The 19,535-nt window shown below is 47.9% G+C and carries 17 protein-coding genes, 17 tRNA genes and 1 rRNA gene; 29 read left to right on the top strand and 6 right to left on the bottom strand.

All coding sequences use genetic code 11. The features are described from left to right. The 25 genes from rrf to IFU39_RS31870 all read left to right on the top strand — a co-directional run. Positions 1–91: ribosomal RNA gene (gene rrf, locus IFU39_RS31990) — 5S ribosomal RNA — on the top strand; the annotation flags it as partial. Positions 92–129: 38 nt separating this feature from the next. Further along, positions 130–203, top strand: a tRNA-Ile gene (locus IFU39_RS31985). Positions 204–236: 33 nt separating this feature from the next. Beyond that, positions 237–312, top strand: a tRNA-Ala gene (locus tag IFU39_RS31980). 1 nt (position 313) lies between these two features. Beyond that, a tRNA-Asn gene (locus IFU39_RS31975) sits at positions 314–389 on the top strand. A gap of 4 nt (positions 390–393) precedes the next feature. Further along, positions 394–465 (top strand) — tRNA-Glu (locus IFU39_RS31970). A gap of 122 nt (positions 466–587) precedes the next feature. After that, positions 588–663: transfer RNA gene (locus IFU39_RS31965), tRNA-Val, on the top strand. Between the two features lie 16 nt (positions 664–679). Continuing rightward, positions 680–753 (top strand) — tRNA-Met (locus tag IFU39_RS31960). Positions 754–780: 27 nt separating this feature from the next. Next, a tRNA-Asp gene (locus IFU39_RS31955) sits at positions 781–858 on the top strand. An 18-nt stretch (positions 859–876) separates the two neighbouring features. Then, positions 877–952, top strand: a tRNA-Phe gene (locus IFU39_RS31950). Positions 953–972: 20 nt separating this feature from the next. After that, positions 973–1,048, top strand: a tRNA-Thr gene (locus IFU39_RS31945). A gap of 9 nt (positions 1,049–1,057) precedes the next feature. Then, positions 1,058–1,143, top strand: a tRNA-Tyr gene (locus tag IFU39_RS31940). Positions 1,144–1,152: 9 nt separating this feature from the next. Then, positions 1,153–1,228 (top strand) — tRNA-Lys (locus tag IFU39_RS31935). A 6-nt stretch (positions 1,229–1,234) separates the two neighbouring features. Next, a tRNA-Leu gene (locus IFU39_RS31930) sits at positions 1,235–1,315 on the top strand. Between the two features lie 10 nt (positions 1,316–1,325). Then, positions 1,326–1,400: transfer RNA gene (locus IFU39_RS31925), tRNA-Gly, on the top strand. A 7-nt stretch (positions 1,401–1,407) separates the two neighbouring features. Beyond that, positions 1,408–1,484 (top strand) — tRNA-Arg (locus tag IFU39_RS31920). Positions 1,485–1,501: 17 nt separating this feature from the next. Beyond that, a tRNA-Leu gene (locus IFU39_RS31915) sits at positions 1,502–1,580 on the top strand. Between the two features lie 7 nt (positions 1,581–1,587). Beyond that, positions 1,588–1,661: transfer RNA gene (locus IFU39_RS31910), tRNA-Pro, on the top strand. Positions 1,662–1,671: 10 nt separating this feature from the next. Continuing rightward, a tRNA-Gly gene (locus IFU39_RS31905) sits at positions 1,672–1,742 on the top strand. A 393-nt stretch (positions 1,743–2,135) separates the two neighbouring features. Continuing rightward, positions 2,136–4,001, top strand: coding sequence for a 3D-(3,5/4)-trihydroxycyclohexane-1,2-dione acylhydrolase (decyclizing) (gene iolD, locus IFU39_RS31900; RefSeq protein WP_192136450.1), 1,866 nt, complete (start codon positions 2,136–2,138; stop codon positions 3,999–4,001). Between the two features lie 53 nt (positions 4,002–4,054). Then, complete coding sequence (iolE, locus tag IFU39_RS31895) at positions 4,055–4,957, top strand: myo-inosose-2 dehydratase (protein WP_192136449.1); 903 nt, start codon at positions 4,055–4,057, stop codon at positions 4,955–4,957. 195 nt (positions 4,958–5,152) lie between these two features. Beyond that, positions 5,153–6,163: a 5-dehydro-2-deoxygluconokinase gene (gene iolC, locus IFU39_RS31890; protein ID WP_192136448.1), complete on the top strand. Its 1,011-nt coding sequence runs from the start codon at positions 5,153–5,155 to the stop codon at positions 6,161–6,163. A gap of 99 nt (positions 6,164–6,262) precedes the next feature. Then, on the top strand, positions 6,263–7,738 hold the full coding sequence (locus IFU39_RS31885; protein ID WP_244661184.1) for a CoA-acylating methylmalonate-semialdehyde dehydrogenase: 1,476 nt from the start codon (positions 6,263–6,265) through the stop codon (positions 7,736–7,738). 68 nt (positions 7,739–7,806) lie between these two features. Further along, positions 7,807–8,859 carry an inositol 2-dehydrogenase gene (gene iolG / locus IFU39_RS31880; protein ID WP_192136447.1) on the top strand — a complete coding sequence of 351 codons (1,053 nt, stop codon included), beginning with the start codon at positions 7,807–7,809 and terminating at the stop codon, positions 8,857–8,859. A gap of 109 nt (positions 8,860–8,968) precedes the next feature. Then, positions 8,969–9,775, top strand: a complete 807-nt coding sequence (gene iolB, locus IFU39_RS31875; RefSeq protein WP_192136446.1) for a 5-deoxy-glucuronate isomerase — start codon at positions 8,969–8,971, stop codon at positions 9,773–9,775. Positions 9,776–9,897: 122 nt separating this feature from the next. After that, positions 9,898–10,905, top strand: a complete 1,008-nt coding sequence (locus IFU39_RS31870) for a LacI family DNA-binding transcriptional regulator (RefSeq protein ID WP_192136445.1) — start codon at positions 9,898–9,900, stop codon at positions 10,903–10,905. Between the two features lie 166 nt (positions 10,906–11,071). Here IFU39_RS31870 and IFU39_RS31865 read toward each other — a convergent pair whose 3' ends face one another. After that, positions 11,072–13,048: a methyl-accepting chemotaxis protein gene (locus IFU39_RS31865; protein WP_192136444.1), complete on the bottom strand. Its 1,977-nt coding sequence runs from the start codon at positions 13,046–13,048 to the stop codon at positions 11,072–11,074. Positions 13,049–13,286: 238 nt separating this feature from the next. On the opposite strand from IFU39_RS31865, the gene IFU39_RS31860 reads away from it, so the two are divergent. Further along, positions 13,287–13,814 (top strand): hypothetical protein, encoded by a 528-nt coding sequence (locus IFU39_RS31860; RefSeq protein WP_192136443.1) that lies wholly within the window; start codon positions 13,287–13,289, stop codon positions 13,812–13,814. Further along, positions 13,811–14,317 carry a GNAT family N-acetyltransferase gene (locus IFU39_RS31855; RefSeq protein ID WP_192136442.1) on the top strand — a complete coding sequence of 169 codons (507 nt, stop codon included), beginning with the start codon at positions 13,811–13,813 and terminating at the stop codon, positions 14,315–14,317. The genes IFU39_RS31860 and IFU39_RS31855 overlap by 4 nt, the downstream gene beginning before the upstream one ends. A 146-nt stretch (positions 14,318–14,463) precedes the next feature. Here the strand turns inward: IFU39_RS31855 and IFU39_RS31850 are convergent, their stop codons facing one another. From IFU39_RS31850 to IFU39_RS31840, 3 genes are all read right to left on the bottom strand, one after another. Beyond that, positions 14,464–14,823, bottom strand: coding sequence for a hypothetical protein (locus IFU39_RS31850; protein ID WP_192136441.1), 360 nt, complete (start codon positions 14,821–14,823; stop codon positions 14,464–14,466). Between the two features lie 261 nt (positions 14,824–15,084). After that, positions 15,085–15,924: a DUF4261 domain-containing protein gene (locus tag IFU39_RS31845; protein ID WP_192136440.1), complete on the bottom strand. Its 840-nt coding sequence runs from the start codon at positions 15,922–15,924 to the stop codon at positions 15,085–15,087. 76 nt (positions 15,925–16,000) lie between these two features. After that, positions 16,001–16,357: a DUF1304 domain-containing protein gene (locus tag IFU39_RS31840; RefSeq protein ID WP_192136439.1), complete on the bottom strand. Its 357-nt coding sequence runs from the start codon at positions 16,355–16,357 to the stop codon at positions 16,001–16,003. Between the two features lie 267 nt (positions 16,358–16,624). Here IFU39_RS31840 and IFU39_RS31835 point away from each other — a divergent pair, with 267 nt between their 5' ends. Continuing rightward, positions 16,625–17,158, top strand: coding sequence for an MOSC domain-containing protein (locus tag IFU39_RS31835; RefSeq protein ID WP_192136438.1), 534 nt, complete (start codon positions 16,625–16,627; stop codon positions 17,156–17,158). A 16-nt stretch (positions 17,159–17,174) separates the two neighbouring features. Here the strand turns inward: IFU39_RS31835 and IFU39_RS31830 are convergent, their stop codons facing one another. Continuing rightward, positions 17,175–18,014 (bottom strand): helix-turn-helix transcriptional regulator, encoded by an 840-nt coding sequence (locus tag IFU39_RS31830; RefSeq protein ID WP_192136437.1) that lies wholly within the window; start codon positions 18,012–18,014, stop codon positions 17,175–17,177. A gap of 28 nt (positions 18,015–18,042) precedes the next feature. Then, complete coding sequence (locus IFU39_RS31825; RefSeq protein ID WP_192136436.1) at positions 18,043–18,780, bottom strand: WecB/TagA/CpsF family glycosyltransferase; 738 nt, start codon at positions 18,778–18,780, stop codon at positions 18,043–18,045. A gap of 257 nt (positions 18,781–19,037) precedes the next feature. Here IFU39_RS31825 and IFU39_RS31820 point away from each other — a divergent pair, with 257 nt between their 5' ends. After that, positions 19,038–19,487 (top strand): SRPBCC family protein, encoded by a 450-nt coding sequence (locus IFU39_RS31820; protein ID WP_091019847.1) that lies wholly within the window; start codon positions 19,038–19,040, stop codon positions 19,485–19,487. Positions 19,488–19,535 lie beyond the last annotated feature (48 nt).

Here is a 19,535-nt window from a genome sequence, read left to right as displayed (position 1 = left end):
ACACGTACCCATCCCGAACACGACCGTTAAGCCCTCTAGCGCCGATGGTACTTGGACCGCAGGGTCCTGGGAGAGTAGGACGCCGCCAAGCGAAACCCCACTGGGGTATTTTTTTTCGAAAATTGATAAGGGCCCTTAGCTCAGTTGGTTAGAGCGCACCTCTGATAAGGGTGAGGCCGGTGGTTCGAGTCCACCAGGGCCCATAGCAAGACCACAACAAGAAATACACAGAGTATGGGGCCATAGCTCAGCTGGGAGAGCGCCTGCCTTGCAAGCAGGAGGTCAGCGGTTCGATCCCGCTTGGCTCCACCATTCCCTGATAGCTCAGTTGGTAGAGCACTCGACTGTTAATCGAGTTGTCACAGGTTCGAGCCCTGTTCGGGGAGCCAGTAAGGCCCGTTGGTCAAGGGGTTAAGACACCTCCCTTTCACGGAGGTAACAGGGGTTCGAATCCCCTACGGGTCATAGCAATATCTATTGCTTCAACAAGGGATGAGAATCCCAAAGGTTCGTCGGAGGATGCACTTCGTTAGCAACAGCTTCGCAGTCTCGAACGAAGTGAGAGTATCCCCTACGGGTCATATTATGGAGGCTTAGCTCAGCTGGGAGAGCATCTGCCTTACAAGCAGAGGGTCGGGGGTTCGATCCCCTCAGCCTCCACCATATAACTTTATAACGACGCGGGGTGGAGCAGCCCGGTAGCTCGTCGGGCTCATAACCCGAAGGCCGCAGGTTCAAATCCTGCCCCCGCAATTATACTTTCCTTTGAGAAAGTGATCTGGAACCGTGGTGTAGTTGGCCTAACATGCCTGCCTGTCACGCAGGAGATCGCGGGTTCGAATCCCGTCGGTTCCGCCATTTTTTTTAATGTAGTAAGGCTCGGTAGCTCAGTCGGTAGAGCAGAGGACTGAAAATCCTCGTGTCGGCGGTTCGATTCCGTCCCGAGCCACCATTTATAACACCATGTAATACGCCGGTGTAGCTCAACTGGTAGAGCAACTGACTTGTAATCAGTAGGTTGGGGGTTCAAGTCCTCTCGCCGGCACCATGTAATCCTGGAGGATTAGCGAAGCGGCCAAACGCATCAGACTGTAAATCTGCTCCCGTACGGGTTCGGTGGTTCGAATCCATCATCCTCCACCAGTTTTCTATGAGTCATTAGCTCAGTTGGTAGAGCACCTGACTTTTAATCAGGGTGTCGAAGGTTCGAGCCCTTCATGACTCACCATTATATGCGCGTGTGGCGGAATTGGCAGACGCACTAGACTTAGGATCTAGCGTCTTTGACGTGGGGGTTCAAGTCCCTCCACGCGCATCCCTTATTTGCGGAAGTGGCTCAGCGGTAGAGCATCGCCTTGCCAAGGCGAGGGTCGCGGGTTCGATTCCCGTCTTCCGCTCCAATATTTTGCGCCCTTAGCTCAGCTGGATAGAGCGTTTGACTACGAATCAAAAGGCCGGGAGTTCGAATCTCTCAGGGCGCGCCATTATAACTTCATATTTTGCCGGCGTGGCGGAATGGCAGACGCGCTCGACTCAAAATCGAGTGGGAAACCGTGGAGGTTCGAGTCCTCTCGCCGGTATAGATAACGGGATGTAGCTCAGCTTGGTAGAGCACCTGGTTTGGGACCAGGGGGTCGCATGTTCAAATCGTGTCATCCCGATTGTTGTTATGCGGGTGTAGTTCAATGGTAGAACTTTAGCCTTCCAAGCTAATAGCGTGGGTTCGATTCCCATCACCCGCTTATATATTGATAAAGAAAGAGATGGTATTCACCGTCTCTTTCTTTTTTTTGCATTCACAGGCATATTGATCATGATTGTATATGAAGATCACGGATTATATGGCTGATTAGCATGTACCATCAAGTATTCCATCCTCACGATAATATTCCCTCTCTTTTAAGTCTGTTCTTAGTCATTGTGGAAGTGTTCAAATAGAGAAGGTCTAACACATGTTCGAACACAAGAATATCTTTTTTTACAATATTTCATAAAAACGCTTACAAAAATAGCTTGCGTAAATCATTAACCTGTAATACCATATCAATTAAGCGCTTAACCTTTAGGGGTAAGGCGCTTAAACTTAACGTAGATTAAGCGCTTAACCCGTAAAGGAAAGGACGGCGATCAAATTCATGAAAACAATTCGACTGACGATGGCTCAGGCACTGCTTCGATACTTGGATCAGCAATATATCTCGGTTGACGGGGTGGAAACCAAGTTTGTGAAGGGAATCATCGGTATTTTTGGACATGGCAATGTAACAGGCATTGGAGAAGCGCTGGAGCGCAGTCCGGGAAGCCTGACGTATATGCAAGGCAAGAACGAACAAGGCATGGTGCATACGGCAGCGGCTTATGCCAAGCAGAAGAACCGTAAACAGATCTATGCATGTACAACATCCATTGGACCTGGTGCTTTGAATATGATAACAGCGGCAGCTACTGCAACGGTGAACCGGATTCCGGTTTTATTGCTTCCAGGAGATAACTTTGCTACACGGGAACCAGACCCGGTACTTCAGCAGTTGGAAGTGAGCAGTGATTATACAATCTCAGCCACTGATCCATTCAAAGCCGTCAGCAAGTACTGGGATCGCATTGTTCGTCCCGAACAGCTGATGATTGCTGTTACACAGGCGATGCGTGTGCTAACCGATCCAGCAGAGACGGGAGCAGTAACGCTCGCATTGCCGCAGGATGTGCAGGCAGAGGCGTACGATTATCCAGAATCGTTCTTTGCCCGCAAAGTACATTATCTGGATCGTCGCCCCCCGGTACAGGCAGCCATTGAACGGGCAACGGAGCAGATTGCCCGTGGCAGAAAGCCGCTTCTCGTTGCAGGCGGCGGTGTGTTGTACTCTGAGGCGTCCGTTCAACTCGTGGGGTTCGCCGAGGCATTTGGCATTCCGATCGCCGAGACGCAGGCGGGCAAGAGCGCAGTCTCTTGGGACCACCCACTGAATGTGGGGGCCATCGGGGTTACCGGCTCTCTGGCAGCCAATAGGCTGGCGAGAGAAGCAGACGTTGTGATCGGCGTCGGAACGCGGTTCTCGGATTTCACGACGGCGTCCCGCTCTGCTTTTCAACATCCAGAAGCGTCATTCATCAACATCAACCTGAACAGTATGGATGCCGCCAAGTTAGGCGGAGAAGCCATTCTGGCAGATGCTCGCGAAGGATTGCAGGCTTTGCAGAAGGAATTGCAGGAAAGACAATACCGAAGTGCATATGGCCCATCCGAAGTTGCTGATCTCCGCGCTGAATGGAATGCAGAAGTGGATCGGCTGTATGCAGCTCAACATGAAGCAGGGCTGGCACAGACTACAGCAGTTGGCATCGTTAACCGGACCATTGATCCATCTTCCGTCATAGTGTGTGCGGCAGGCAGTCTGCCGGGTGATCTACATCGTCTGTGGCGTGCGGCTGAACCAAAGACGTATCACATGGAGTATGGGTTCTCCTGTATGGGGTACGAGGTAAGTGGAGCGTTCGGAGCAGCACTTGCCGAGCCGGATCGTGAAGTGTACGCCATGGTAGGAGATGGCAGTTATCTGATGCTGCATTCGGAGTTTGTGACCAGTTTGCAGGAACAGAAGAAGATGACTGTTTTATTATTCAACAACAATGGATTCCAATGTATTCATAATTTGCAGCGGGAACATGGTAGTGACGGGTTCGGCAATGAGTTCCGTTATCGGGAATCCGAGAGTGGACGACTGACCGGGGATTACATGCCAATGGACTTTGCAGCTCACGCCCGAAGCATGGGAGCCAAATCCTATAGAGCGGAGACAGCAGAACAGCTGGAACAAGCACTCCGAGATGCGAAGAACGAAACAGTGAGTACGTTGATTGAGATTCCGGTCGTGCCTGGAACCAACGCAGGTGGATACGAGTCATGGTGGAATGTAGGTGTGCCAGAAGTATCTGCCGAGGAGAAGGTAGTTCATGCTCATCACACCATGCAAGCCAACCGTGCCAAAGCAAGACCGATTTAATCCGGGTTAATATAGTGAACCACAATGTTGAACGACAAAGGAGACGTGGAGCAATGAGCAAGCTGCCATTCCAGCTTGGGATTCATCCGATCAATTGGGTCGGTGAAGATGTGAAGGAGCATGGTGATGCGACAACGTGTGCACAGATTCTGGATGACATTCAGCGTCTTGGGCTGACAGGCACAGAGATGGGACGTAAATATCCTACCGATCCTGCTATATTGCGTGAGGAATTGAGTAAAAGGAATATCAATCTGGTCTCCCAGTGGAAATCCGTACTGTTCTCCGATCCGGCGTATCGTCAGTCCGAGCTGGACAGTTATCGCAGACATGCGGAGTTTCTGCAATCCATGGGCAGTAAGGTGATCAGTACGGCGGAGGTAGGCGGGTCACTTCATTTTGATCCAAGACGAACTCCGCATGAAAAAGAAGTGCTTAGACTCAGCGGATCGGAATGGCATATCCTTGCTGAAGGGTTGAACGAAGCAGGAGCTATCGCCCATGAACACGGGTTGAAGCTTACGTACCATCATCATGGAGGCACAGTGGTCGAGCAACCGGATGAGATTGATCGACTGATGGAGTTGACGGACCCTTCTCTCGTATATCTGCTCTATGATACAGGTCATGCCTACTATGGCGGAGCCAATCCGCTGGAACTGCTGCGCAAACATTATGATCGGATTGCCTATATCCATCTGAAAGATATCCGCCCTCATGTGCTGGATGAAGCACGCGCGGAGCAGTCTGACTTTGTCGGTTGTATTCGTAGAGGCGTATTCACCGTACCAGGGGATGGATGCATTGATTTTGCACCAATTCTGCAAGAACTGATCACACGGGGATACGATGGCTGGGCGATGCTTGAAGGAGAGCAGGACCCTGCGATTCATAACCCGTATGAGTATGCCAAACGCTCTTTGAACTATATGGAGTCCTTATACCAACACAGCTGATACAGACATAGAGATCGGGAGAGGACCATACCCATGAAGTGAAAAGGAAGAAGGCTAGCAAAACTGCAACGTTACGATTGGAAAATAAAACTGACCTTCTCTAGACGTTTACTAATCCTCAGGTTGGATTGAGTAACAAGTCTAGATATCCATATGCAACAATAAAATTCCACCTCAGAAAGGGGCTCACATGCAATGACTTACGTATCCTTTCCGGTATCCAGGAAGAAGGATTTCACCGCGATTGGCCGCTTGTGTATCGACTTGAACGCCAATGAGATCAATCGCCCGATGGAAGAGACGATGACGTTCACGAAATATGTGGGTGGCTCGCCGGCCAATATTACGATAGGCATGTCCAGACTGGGTATGGAGACGGCTTTTATCGGTAAGATCGCGAATGACCAGATGGGTCGATTCATCCATAGCTATCTGGAGAAGAACGGCATCGACACATCAAATGTGGTTACAGATGACACCGGAGCGGTGACAGGGCTTGCTTTTACAGAAATCAAGAGCCCAACCGATTGCAGTATCTTAATGTACCGGGACAATGTAGCGGATCTGTTATTACAGGCGCAAGAGGTACAAGAGCAGTTGATTGCTGACTCCAAAGTGCTGCTAATCTCAGGCACGGCCCTCGCGCAGAGCCCATCCCGTGAAGCCGTATTACAGGCACTAACGTATGCGAAAAAACATGGAACCGTTATTGTGTTTGATCTGGACTATCGCCCATACACATGGACATCGGACGAAGAGACAGCGGTCCATTATAACCTCGCAGCCGAGAAATGCGATATCATCCTGGGCACACGCGAAGAGTTCGACATGATGGAGACATTTGACCACAATCCGGATCATAGTGATCAGGTGACTGCACAGAAATGGTTTGATTTCTCAGCGAACATCGTTGTAATCAAACACGGCAAGGAAGGGTCCATTGCTTATACGCGTGAAGGTCTTTCCCATCGTGCGAACAGCTATCCGGCAAAAGTGGTCAAAACGTTCGGCGCAGGCGACTCTTACGCGGCCGGGTTCCTGTATGGATTGATGCAGGGCTGGACGATTGAGCGCAGCATGGCATATGGCAGTGGCGCAGCAAGTATCGTCATTTCAAGCCACAGCTGTTCGGATGCGATGCCAACGGTGGAACAGGTGAATGACTACATCGAACGTTGCAATCGGGGCGAGATCACCGTGTCTTGAAACTCGTTGCAATACTTTGAATAACACACTCATACAGATCAACATCAATGATATAAGTTCAACATAAGGGATCACACATAAGCGAAGGGAGACAGGGCTATGGGAAAAGGAATTTCTGAAGCGTCTGCAACAGCGACAATGGTACAAAACTGGATCGGAGGTGCCTGGGTAACCCCAGCGTCAACTCGTACGGAGCCGGTTGTGAATCCGGCCACGGAAGAAGTTATTGCACATGTGCCACTGTCCGAACAAGCGGACGTGGATCTGGCGGTTCAGACAGCACGAGAAGCGTTTAAATCCTGGAGCAGCACACCGGTTCCGCGCCGTGCACGTATTTTGTTCCGCTACCAGCAGCTACTGGTTGAACATTGGGAGGAGCTCGCCCGCCTGGTAACGCTGGAGAACGGTAAAAGTTATGCCGAAGCGTATGGCGAGGTATTGCGTGGCATTGAGTGCGTCGAGTTCGCGGCTGGTGCCCCGAATCTGATGATGGGCAAACAACTGCCTGACATCGCGACAGGACTGGAGTCAGGCATGTACCGTTACCCAATCGGAGTTATTGGGGGGATAACCCCATTCAACTTCCCGATGATGGTGCCGTGCTGGATGTTCCCGCTGGCTATTGCGTGCGGTAACACCTTTGTCCTGAAGCCGTCCGAGCGCACACCGCTGCTGGCAGGCCGCCTGGCAGAGCTGTTCAAGGAAGCGGGGCTTCCGGACGGCGTGCTCAACATTGTTCACGGTGCACATGATGTCGTGAACGGGTTGCTGGAACATAAGGATGTTCAAGCGATCTCCTTTGTCGGATCACAACCTGTGGCCGAATACGTCTACACTACTGCATCCAAGCATGGCAAACGGGTACAGGCACTGGCTGGTGCCAAAAACCACTCCATCGTTATGCCGGACGCCGATCTGGATCTAACCGTGAAAGAGATTACCAGTGCAGCTTTTGGTTCAGCAGGGGAGCGTTGCATGGCATGTGCGGTTGTTGTGGCTGTGGGTGATGTAGCTGACGAACTGGTACAAAAGCTGGTGGAAGCGGCAGACCGCATTACCATTGGTAACGGCATGGATGAGGGTGTGTTCCTCGGTCCTGTCATCCGTGGACCGCATAAAGAGCGTACACTCAGTTACATTGAAGCCGGAGAGCAGGAAGGCGCGGCATTGATCAGGGATGGACGTAAGGATCAGGCGACAGGTGAATCCGGTTATTTTGTAGGGCCAACGGTATTCGACCAAGTTGATAGCAATATGAAAATCTGGCAGGATGAGATCTTTGCTCCGGTACTCTCGGTGGCAAGAGTGTCTACGCTGGAGGAAGCCGTTGAGCTGGCGAACCGTTCTGATTTTGCCAACGGGGCGTGTCTGTTCACCCGCAGCGGGGCAAGTATGCGTCAATTCCGTGAAACGATTGATGCGGGCATGTTGGGTATTAACCTGGGCGTACCTGCGCCAATGGCATTTTTCCCGTTTTCCGGTTGGAAAAAGTCCTTCTATGGTGATCTGCACGCTAATGGCACGGATGGTGTTGAATTCTACACTCGCAAGAAGATGGTAACGGCGCGCTGGTAACAACCAGAGCATCACTCGGGCTAAGGGAACGCCTAGCCCATATGGACGCACATAGGGAGGATAACGGAATGGGCAAGGACAAAGTGAGAATTGGCATCATCGGTGCTGGACGGATCGGCAAAATTCATGCAGACAATCTCCTGCGTAACCCGCATGCCGAGATTGTGGGAATCAGCGACTTATTTGCAGGTCCTGAATTGGAGGCTTGGGCTTCCGACCGTGGCATCCCTGTTGTAACAACGGATAGCAGCCTGTTGATCTCGATGCCTAATGTAGACGCGGTGCTGATCTGTTCTTCAACAGATACACATGTGCCGCTGATCGAACAGGCCGCTCAGGCGGGCAAACATATCTTCTGCGAGAAGCCAGTCAGCATGGATCTGGCACAGACCCAAGCGGCTGTAGCGGCAGTTCAGAAGGCTGGCGTGAAGCTGCAAATTGGATTTAACCGCCGCTTCGATCACAACTTCAGACGGATACGTGCGCATGTGCAGGATGGTACGATTGGTGATCCACATATTATCAAAATTACTTCTCGCGACCCTAGTCCACCGCCTGCGGAGTATATCCGGGTGTCTGGTGGGATTTTCATGGACATGATGATCCACGATTTTGACATGGCACGGTATCTGTCCGGGAGTGAAGTGGAAGAAGTGTACGCTCAGGGCAACGTGCTGATCAATCCGGTCTTTGCAGAACATGGCGATGTGGATACGGCAATTGTTACGATGACCTTTGCTAATGGAGCGATTGGTGTTATTGATAACAGCCGTCAGGCTGTATATGGGTATGACCAGCGTGTTGAAGTATTTGGTTCGATGGGCAGCGCAGCAGCGGCGAATGATCATCCGAATACGGCTGAGATCAGTACAGCGGCCGGACTCATGCGCGACAAACCATTGCACTTTTTCCTGGAACGCTACAATGAAGCGTATGTACAGGAGACAGCCCTCTTTATCGATGCAATCATCCATGATACACCGGTTATCGTAGATGGCCACGATGCAGTACAGGCAGAACGAATTGCGCTGGCAGCGAAGATGTCGATGGAGCAGGGAAGACCTGTGAAGCTGAGTGAAGTCACTGGGGTGTCACTGGAATCGCAAACGGCAACGCCATAGTTGGATAATTAAAGTCACTTTTTTGAATAGAGCGCATGAATAGTCAAAGTTCTTGTTTTTATATGCATCAGGTTGTTATGGACGACTACAGAAAGGAGTGGATGACAAGATGTCAGAACGTATTGTGAAACCCGTGGTCACCCCGGAGGGAGACGGTACGCTTATAAACGTAACACCGGAATCGGCTGGGTGGGAATATGTTGGCTTTCAGGTAGCGAAGCTGGCGGAGGGGGAAACGCTAACCCGTGAGAGCGGTGATCAGGAACTCTGTGTGGTGCTTCTCAGTGGTTTCGCCAATGTAAGTACCCGGGAGCACACATGGGATAATATCGGAAAACGAATGAGTGTTTTCGAGAAAATACCTCCGTACTCGGTCTACGTCTCAACTTCCGATCAAGTACAGATCACAGCACGTACCGAACTGGAAATCGCTATATGTGTTGCACCCGGTAAAGGCACGTACCCGGCTCGTCTCATTACACCCGAAGATGTAGGGGTAGAGGCGCGAGGGTATGGTAATCTGGAACGCCAGATTCACAACATTTTGCCGGAACAGAAGGAAGCGGACAGTCTGCTCGTTGTTGAGGTATTCACACCAGATGGGCATTGGTCCAGTTACCCGCCACATAAGCATGATCGAGACGCACTCCCGGATGAATCTTTGCTGGAAGAAACGTATTATTTCCGTGTACAGCCTGAGCAGGGGTTTGCCATTCAGCGTATATACACGGATGATCGTTCTGTGGATGAGACGCTAGCAGTGAAAAACGGTGAAGTGGTGCTTGTTCCGGACGGATATCATCCGGTAGGTGCTCCTCCAGGGTATGAGGTCTACTATCTGAACGTGATGGCCGGCCCTACTCGGACATGGAAATTCCATAACGACCCTGACCATGAGTGGTTGATGAAAAAGTAAAACAGTTCATGCTACGCACATTTTGCTCGCTTCAAGTTGCGTATGCAGACTTCCCCCTGCATAATGAGAAGAAGAGGATAATTATCTATGTATATTATATATAGCACAAATGGGGAAAAACAATGAAAGCAACCATATACGATATAGCGCGCGAGGCGGGTGTATCCATTGCAACCGTCTCGCAGGTCATTAATGGCAAAGGCAAGATCAGTGAGAAGCGGCGCGCCGAGATTATGGAGATCATGGAACGCCTTCATTATCAACCCAGTGCGATCGCAGCTGCACTTACAGGTAAGCAGACGTATACATTGGGGCTGCTCGTACCGGATATCTCAAACCCGTATTTCGCAGAACTCGCAAGAGCCGTGGAGGATCGAAGCCGTCAATTGGGTTACAGCGTGGTCATCTGCAGTACGGATAATAAGGACGAGCGGGTAGAGCGTTACCTGAATCTGCTCCAGCAAAAAAGGGTTGATGGCATGATGATCGGAACCGGGATCGATAATGCCGAAATTTTGTCACCCCTCTTGCAGCAGTCTATCCCTGTTGCTCTGATTGCCCGTCATATGCCATCCCTGTCGGTACATACGGTCACCATTGACGACGTACTTGGCGGAGCACTCGCAGCGGATCATCTGCTTGAACTTGGACACACCCGTGTAGCGGTTCTGTCGGAACCGTCCAAAGTCAGCAGCAGTCAGGAACGTGTACGTGGATTCCGTGAAACGCTGATTAAGGCAGGTCATACGCTGGAACCGAATCAGATCCGAGAATCGGCAGCTGATCTGAGCTCCGCTAAAAAAGAGGCGCTATTGCTGCTCGGTGAGAAGGATCACCCGACAGGTTTGTTCTGCTGTAATGACATTCAGGCTATTGGTGCACTTCAAGCAGCCAAAGAGCTGGGTCTACGCGTGCCAGAGGATGTGTCCATTATCGGCTTTGATAATACCATTCTTGCTTCGGTAACCAGTCCACCGCTTACGACCGTTGCCCAGCCAATTGAAGAACTGGGACATCGCGCTGTAGATCTGTTGATTGAAGAGTTAAAGGATGAGCGAAAAGAACCGCAGAAGATTGTCCTGAAGCCCGAGCTGGTTATCCGAGAATCAGCAGGTCGTGTATTGAGCTGAAAACAATTAGGTTTCTGATGTAACCTGATCAGTTGTGCGGCCAATTCTACGTGTGTCATATTCTTTTATGCAGATACGGGCTGCTTCATCCCTTATTACGAATATGTAACGTATCAACATAACAAACAAGCCGCATTCACCTTATAGGGGAACGCGGCTTGTTGATTTATATCTTGAACTTTTTCACTTCTTCAGCGAGCGTATTAGCTTGTTGAGCCAGTTCATTGGAGCGATTCGAGATACTCGTAATATAATTGAACTGTTCTTGCGTTGAAGAGGCAACCTCTTCGGTGGAAGCGGCACTCTGTTCGGACATGGCCGCAACACTGGAGATCACTTCAGCAATCTTGCCAGAACTGTTATCCAATTCGGTTGTTGCAGACGATACTTGTTGAAGCTGAGTGTCAATGCCTTCAATAGATTGCTTGATTCGCATAAATGAGTTGCGCATCTCATGTACGGCAGCAACCTGTTGCTCAATACCATGTTCAGCAGAATCGACCTCGCTCACGCTTTGGTGGCTAGCCGCCTGGATTTCATTCAGCAACACGATGATGTCCTGAGCAGAGCCGGCGGACTGTTCAGCCAGTTTGCGCACTTCCTCGGCAACCACCGCAAATCCACGTCCATGTTCACCCGCTCTGGCGGCTTCAATCGAAGCGTTCAGTGCAAGCAGGTTAGTCTGGGAGGCAATACCTTGAATCATGCTGACGATGCTTTCAATCTTCTGTGATTTGTCTGCGAGTAGATTGATTGATTCACCCACACGGTCAATCGATTGGCGGTTACCATCCGAAAGCTCCACCTGATGATCTACCGCTTGTAGCCCAGCTAGCATGGCTTCTCCTGCCTCACGCATCATCGTTACGGACTGCTCGACACTGCGATTGATGCCACCGACACTATCACTCATCTCTGACAGACGGCTTGAGCCGTCATACACGGATTCAGCCTGTGCACTGGAACCTTGAGCGAGTTCATCCGTGGCGATGGAGATCTGCTCTGCGATGCGCTTGGTTTTATCTGTATGCTCCTGCATCTCACCCGAGATACTTTGTACGCGATCGGCAGAAGTCGTTACTTGCCTGAACAACGAGCTAAGTTGATCGGACATCTGATTGAATGCCATACCGAGTTCAGCGAATTCATCTTTGCCTTTGATCTGCACCCTTCCTGTAAAATCACCACTCGACATTTGGAGGGAAGTCTCATGGAGATTTCTCAGTGGCTTGATGAAGAGTGTTGCGATCCAATAGGCACCTCCAAGTACAACCAATAATGTAATGGCGATAATTAGAATGTAATTGTTACGCAATTGATAATAGTCAGCATAGGCGAGTTTCTCAGATATGACTGATCCGATAATCCAACCAGTACTTGGAATTTGTTTGAAGTAGAGGAGCAGATTTTCTCCGTTATATTGGAATGATCTTTGTCCTGAAGGATGCGTTTGCATCTCTGCAAGCAACGGTCCCAATTGATCGTTGTCTGCGGCTGAAGTACTTGCAAGATCAGCCTCGGGATGAGCTAAAATGACTCCCTTTTTGTCGAGCATAAAAGTGTAGCCTAGTCCATCCAGGTTAATTTGGTTGACTGTATCGGTTAACTTGGAAAGTAGAATATCAGAAGCAACCACTCCCCGTATTGCACCGTTTTCTGTCTTTACTGGCATGGCGATAGACACCGTAAATTGTTTGGATTTGTTGTCGATGTAAGGGTCAGTAAAAATAAGCTTGTCTGCTTGTAGAGCCTCTTTATACCAAGAACGATCCCTGGGATCATAATCTTTATCTGGGACGAAGTCAGAACCATTTATAAACTGGCCTTCTTTATTTCCATAAAATACGTCCTCTAAGTTGTTAGGGTTGGTGCCCTTATACATGATGGACAGATAATCTTCATTAAGATCAGAAGATGAAACAGCCTCCTGAATTACAAGGCCTAATGTCTCCACTAATTTCTCGTTTCCGTGTAACCAGCCGTCCAACTGAAATGTTGCGGTGGATATTAATCCTTCTAGTTTGTTGTTCACACTCTGAGAAGCTTGGTTTTCCGTCTGAACCAAACCAAGTGGTGCGAGCGCGCCTGCTGTAAGCAGAACAGTGACGAAGAAGGCCAACATCAATTTGAGTTTTAACTTCATACTTTTCCCCCTGATGTCATGAATGTGTTAGTTTGTTTGAAGCTTATTATATATATCGTCAAATAATATTTAATCCTTAGGTGAGACCAAATGTATTTTGATTTGTGAATAGATGAGGGTTGGTAGGGAGAAAGAATGGAAATTGCAATTGAATAAAATGTGGGAAGATAACGAACACAAAACTGGTTTTATTTGATATATAATGTGTAAGGCTTCAATTCCAGGAGGAGGTTAGACTGTGAAAAACAGAATCAAATATATATGGGGTATCTCCATAATTATTGTTTTTTTAGCTATTGCAGTGCGTATGTATATTTCCGGTCAATACACCATGTATATCCCCAGCAAACATACGACGTTTCGAGCAGAGGTCACAGATCATATGACAATGCTGGATACATTGGATCGACTGACGATTAGGAAAATTTCCGACAATGAACCGTATAATGAAGATGATGAAATAACGATTACAGATCCCAAAGAGATTAGAGACATGCTGAAGCTATTAAAGGATGTTGATCTTAAAAGAGTAGGGGAATTCGACGTTTCCGAAAGGAATCCGCATTACTATGAGTGGCGACTTACCATTAAAAAAGAAGGTCGCTTTACCGATGGATTCGGATTGACGTTTTATAATGAAAAATCCATCTCAATCTACAGCGAGGCAAAAACGAGAGACAAATTTGAGGATTACGAGATTACAAATGAGTTTAATCTGAATGAGATGGACCGCCTTTTTGAAAAGCTGAAGGAGGAACAAACATGACCAAGACCAACTATCATGTACGTGCGATTGAGGAACAGGATATCCCCTTTCTATGGGAGATGTTATACGCATCCCTGCATAGAAGAGAAGGCGATGAACCTCTTCCAATCGAAAGTATTCATACTCCCGGACTGTCCAAATACGTTGAAGACTGGGGCAGAGAAGGGGACTTCGGGTATGTTGCAGTTGACCAACAAGGCAAGAGACTAGGTTCAATAACATTAAGATTCTATACGGATCAGAATGCGGGATACGGTTATGTGAATGCAGCTACGCCAGAGATGGGGATGGCTGTAACGGAAGATGCACGTGGAAAAGGAGTAGGGACCTTACTGCTTCAGACCGCATTAGATGAGGTTGAACGGCGGGGATTTGAAGCAGTCTCGCTTAGTGTTGACCCGGATAACCAAGCAATTCGCTTATATAGGCGATTAGGATTCGTGGAGGAGTCCCTAAATGGTACATCGGTAACGATGGTGCGTGCAAGTAAACTTGAATCTTAAATGATGAGCGTTCGTATCACTGGAAAAACGGAGTAAGCCAAGTGGAACTGCAAAAGAAAAAGGCGTTTCCTCATGGGGAACGCCTCTTTCTTTTTGCCGCGTACAGCATCAGTAGCTCTCTTATACTGAGTCCGTAATACCTCAATTTATTTCAACAAAAATGCCAAAGCCTCGTCATACGTTTCCCATTGAAATTCAGTCTGGTGCGCTGATTCCTTGGAAATCCGATTCAACTGCATTTTGGCGATCGCACCGCCTACGGCTACACTAGCCCGCTTCATACCCCAATCTAGTAGTAATTTCTGATGTTCCACAATTTTTTCTTTGGTGTCCTGAGGGAAAGCCTTCATGTTCCGCATATCTACTAGCACATCAAACGAACTTCCCAATTGTTCCGCTACTCTCTGGATTTCTGTATTCGTTTGTTCGACATGTTCAGGAGAAACAACACCTTCCCAGATAATTTCAATAATAGGCTTAGTTGAATCCAAACGTCTAACAGACATGTAGGCAACTCCTCAATAATAAAATAATATGTAATATATGAGACTATAAGCCTATTAATTATACCTTTTTATAACGAGAATGAAAACTAAATTCATAATTAAGTGGTTCTTATGGACTACTTATTCCTAGTGAAGTTAAATTCAGGGATTGTTATCATATCGTCATTGGTAGGAAGGTTAAATAGCTAAAAGCCGCCCAGAGGTTGAACTCCAGACGGCTTCTACAACTGTGACACGATAAAGTTAAGATAACTACGTAAGTTAGAAGCCAATCTTCAAACTGTTACCTTCCGTTGCTACACCTTTGGAAAGGGAAATGCTCAGCTTTTGTTCTGCCGAGAAACCAAGTGTTTCCCCGTCATACAGTGTGACGTCGTTCTCAACCACATACGTTGTGGTCATGAACATCATCTCAAATACATCGCTTAAGGACTCCGACGATTGCATAATCTCCATCTCTTCTTTACCAAAGTTACGTAGTCCGTAAGTGTAAGCTGAAGCGCCTTCGGCATTTTGGAATAATCCGATGAAAATCCAGAGCGAGACGGGCAACTCATCATGTTTGATCCCACGGCTGGTTTCGACATATTGACTGGCTTCAACAACAAGTGGGGCCATGTATATGGCCAGCGCGTGATCCAACTGTAATAAGGCACTTGCTGTTTGAGTGAACAGAACATGTCCATCAATAGCATTTGTTGCGTTCAGAACAGAGACAATAATCTGAGACCGGTGACGTGAGGTAACTTGCTCCGCTTCTTGCCAAAGGATATTTAACTTGGCATTCTCCTCAACTTCACGATCGGGTACAGGCGCGGCAATGTGGGCACATACCACCTGCATTCCATTCACTTCGAAAAAGAGATTGCCCTCCTCCGGGTGTTCTTCAATCTCGATATCCCATTCGTTCTTCATGTTCCTGATGAAAAGGTCAAAATCACAATCGTCACGCTCCAGCAGGACAAAACCCACGATGGTTTCACTGTAATTCGTCGATTCGACAGCACTACCTGCAGGTACTTTCTCCTTTTTGCGCCGCCGAAGCTTGTCAAACAATCCCATGACATGTTCTCCTTCCAATTCCAGAACAATTCTGGTCATTGTACACTGCTATCTATTCACTACCTTACCATAAAGCAGTTAACATGAATCGAAGCAATGCACCATTCGAAAGAAATTACAGGAACAGAACTAGCAACAACGCAATGATCGCAGGCAAACCTTGTTTGATAATGATCGACCGTGAAGAAGTTGCTCCTCCATAAAGAGCGGCAATAATCACACACGCCAGGAAGAAAATCTGAATATGCTGTCCAACGGCAGCATCCGGATATAGGAGCCCCCAGAGCAGACCTGCCGCAAGAAATCCATTGTAGAGGCCTTGATTGGCCGCGAGGGATTTGGTGGATTTGGCGAATTCCGGCGTGAGATTAAAGGTTTTCATTGTGCGTGGACGAGTCCACATAAACATCTCCATCACCATGATATAGAAGTGTTCGACAGCTACAAGAGCTACAAAAATGATACTAATCAAAGGAAACACCTTGCTTTCTGATATGTAATTTATTTACTTGTCCATCCTAGTATAAATGTTTGCAACAAGAACGGAAAGAGTAAATTTAATTTTTAACAATTTAATTGCGTATTATTAAAATAGTATATCGTTTTCCAGTTGAGTTATGATGTTGAAATTAAAAAAATGGTTACAAAGGTAAGCATACGCCGATTGTCGACAATCCATTCATTGGGTAATAATGAACAATAAAGAAGTAATATTGCTCAGGAAAGGGAGGAGATTATTATGGGAACGGTTCAATTCGTCATGTTGGCTGATGATCCATCCACATTTGTGACCCGAGTTGTACCTTTTATCGACATTGAGCTTGCAGGAATTCCGGGTGACCGTCATTATGGCCTGCTTCGTCCGGCGGACTCACGTCAGAAAATCTACAAGCGTGGCACACCGATTGCGAATCGCCGCCAGATCAGTATTGTGTCTGAGGAAGAATGTACTCTAATTGCTGAGAAAATGAACATTCCTGAAGTGCGTCCAGAGTGGCTTGGTGCCAATATACTGGTTCGTGGCATTGATCGATTGACGGAACTGCCTGCTGGAACGCGGCTCCTATTTCCGAACGGGACAGGGTTAATATGCGAAGGGGAGAACCTTCCCTGTGTACATCCTGGGAAAATGATTGAACAATTCTACGAACAGGACGGTTTGCGCAAAAAATTCGTGCCTGCGGCTCGCAAAAAACGTGGGATTGTGTGCTCGGTTGAACGGGAAGGTGTAATCCATACGGGGGATACCATAGAAGTCATTCGCCTGTCCTGATTTTCAGGACAGGTTTCTAATCGATCAGCCCTCGGCGCTCACCATGCGGATGTCTAGCGTGTAAGTACTCCTCTGGTGTACTGCCAATAATGGACTTGAAATCTCGGATGAAATGGGATTGATCATGATATCCAAGATCCTGAGATAGCTTAATCAGGTCACAGTGAAGACCGCGGTCCATCCATTCTGCAGCATTTTGCAGACGATACAACTTGATTACGGTTTTGGGTCCGATGCCCACATACTGATTGAACAGCCGTTGAAGCTTTCGGGTATGCATATTCCAATAAGAGGACAGATCATCTACTCTCAGTATCTCCCGATTCTGTTCAATCTGTTGTACAATATCGTTAACCATTCTCGCTTGAGCATCTTCAACAGGAAGGTGTGCACATAATAGTTGGTCGATGTAACTGGTTTTATTCGCATCATCCTCCGCCCCAAGAAGCCGGTCTTCCAAGGATTCTGCTGTGACATCCAGAATACTGGAGACATCCATCGGCTGTCCGTACAAGGATGAGACAGGAGCGCGGAGGAAGGGATAAAATCCTCCTGGTTTGAACTTTACGCCCAATACACGACCTTTCCCGCTCACAAGATAGGAGAATTTACGTCCCGATGGTCCGAAGAAAAACGTATGGTTTCGTTCCACAACCAGATTGACACAGGGGTTAGGCACGACATGTTGGGGATACGGTTCAAGTCCAGTCAGATCCCACGATACGATCCAGTAATGTTTAACAAAAGGGCGAAGTGCTTCGGAAGGAGCATGGCGTGTCAGTTGATATTTAAGATCACCTTCATTCAGATTCAATAGGCCCATACTTGGTCTGGCTCCTCGTTCTACCTGCTTCATCCGAATCATCCCTCCTGCTCATCTCACATTATTTAGGTTCTCTGAACAACAATGCCCGCACAGCAAAACGGGGTAAAATGAGTTGCCTGCGCCATCTCGAAGGTTGACTGAGGAGGCGATAGAGCCATTCCAGGTTAAGCTTCTGCCATATCGCAGGGGCACGTTTGGTTTTGCCAGCCACGATATCGAGACTGCCTCCAACACCTATGGCTACACGAGCGTTCAACTGGTGGCGATACTTGTTAATCCAGTGTTCCGCATGGGGGGCGCCAAGAGCCACGATAAGAAAGTCTGGTTGAGCAGTACAAATCTCTTCCACAATCTGTTGTTCCTCATCTGCCTGGAAGTAACCATGGTGTCTACCTTTTACAACAACTCCCGGATAACGTTGCGCAATAACTTTCACGGCCTCTTCACTGACACTTTCTTCTGCTCCCAGCATGTAGAATGACCAGTGTTTTTGATCGCCCTCCTCCAATAAACGAAACAGCAGATCACAACCGGTTACCCGTTCAGTCAATTGTCCGCCGCGGAAACGGGATACCATCACAATGCCAGCACCGTCAGCTGTGACCAACCCGGCTTGATCGACGACTTTCCGAAGAGATGCATTCTTTTGACAGGACATAACAATCTCAGGATTACCTGTGATGACATGGAAGAGTTCATTGCTTTCCTGATCTACGACTTTATCAAGGATTGCAACCGTTTGATCCATCGTGACATTGGGAAAAGGGATACCCATAATATTTGTTGAATGGCTCATATCTCATTTCCTTTCTTAATTAGTCGCATTACCTTGAACAGACCTGTTATTTCATTCCAGTTTAGTATATCTGATCTTCTGGGAAAGCACTATATGGGCGCAATCCGTTTGGAACATGGTATAACATTCCCGAAAACATAAAGAGCTTATATTTTACCTGTTGTCGCGTTTTTACAATACGGCCTTTGGGGTATAACGATAGGATAGGAGTGCGAGGTTGGCAGATCGCTTATCCAATACACTAAGGGAGTGAGTCCATGGAACTGAAATATGAATTCTATATCAATGCTGGACTGGAAGAGGTGTGGAATGCTCTAATATCACCAGACGGCACACGGAACAGCTTTTTCGGCAGCGAACTTCGTACCAATTTCCAACCAGGTCAACCGTTTGCTTATGTAGGGCCGGGTAATGATGGTGCGGAGACTGTCCATGTGTATGGAGATATATTAGAATTTGAACCATTGTCCAGACTTAGTTATCAGGAGCATCCTGGACCGTCGTACCATGCGAATCATGCCGAGCTTCAATCCAGAGTGGTGTTCCAGTTGGAAACTGTAGGTGAGTGTACGAAGCTGACGCTGATCAATGATCAATTTACAGATAACCATCCTTCCTTTGCGAATGCACAGAGCAGCTGGTGGATGATTCTAAGCAGCATCAAAACTTGGGTAGAGACGGGGAAAACACTGAATTTTGGCTGGTAGCTGGTGAGAGGCAGTCATTTAAGGTTTATTATTATAGAAATTAAAGAA

Source organism: Paenibacillus sp. CFBP 13594 (assembly GCF_014842675.1).
In the GTDB taxonomy this organism is placed as follows: Bacteria; Bacillota; Bacilli; order Paenibacillales; family Paenibacillaceae; genus Paenibacillus; species Paenibacillus amylolyticus_B.
This window is presented reverse-complemented; position numbering and strand designations above follow the sequence as displayed.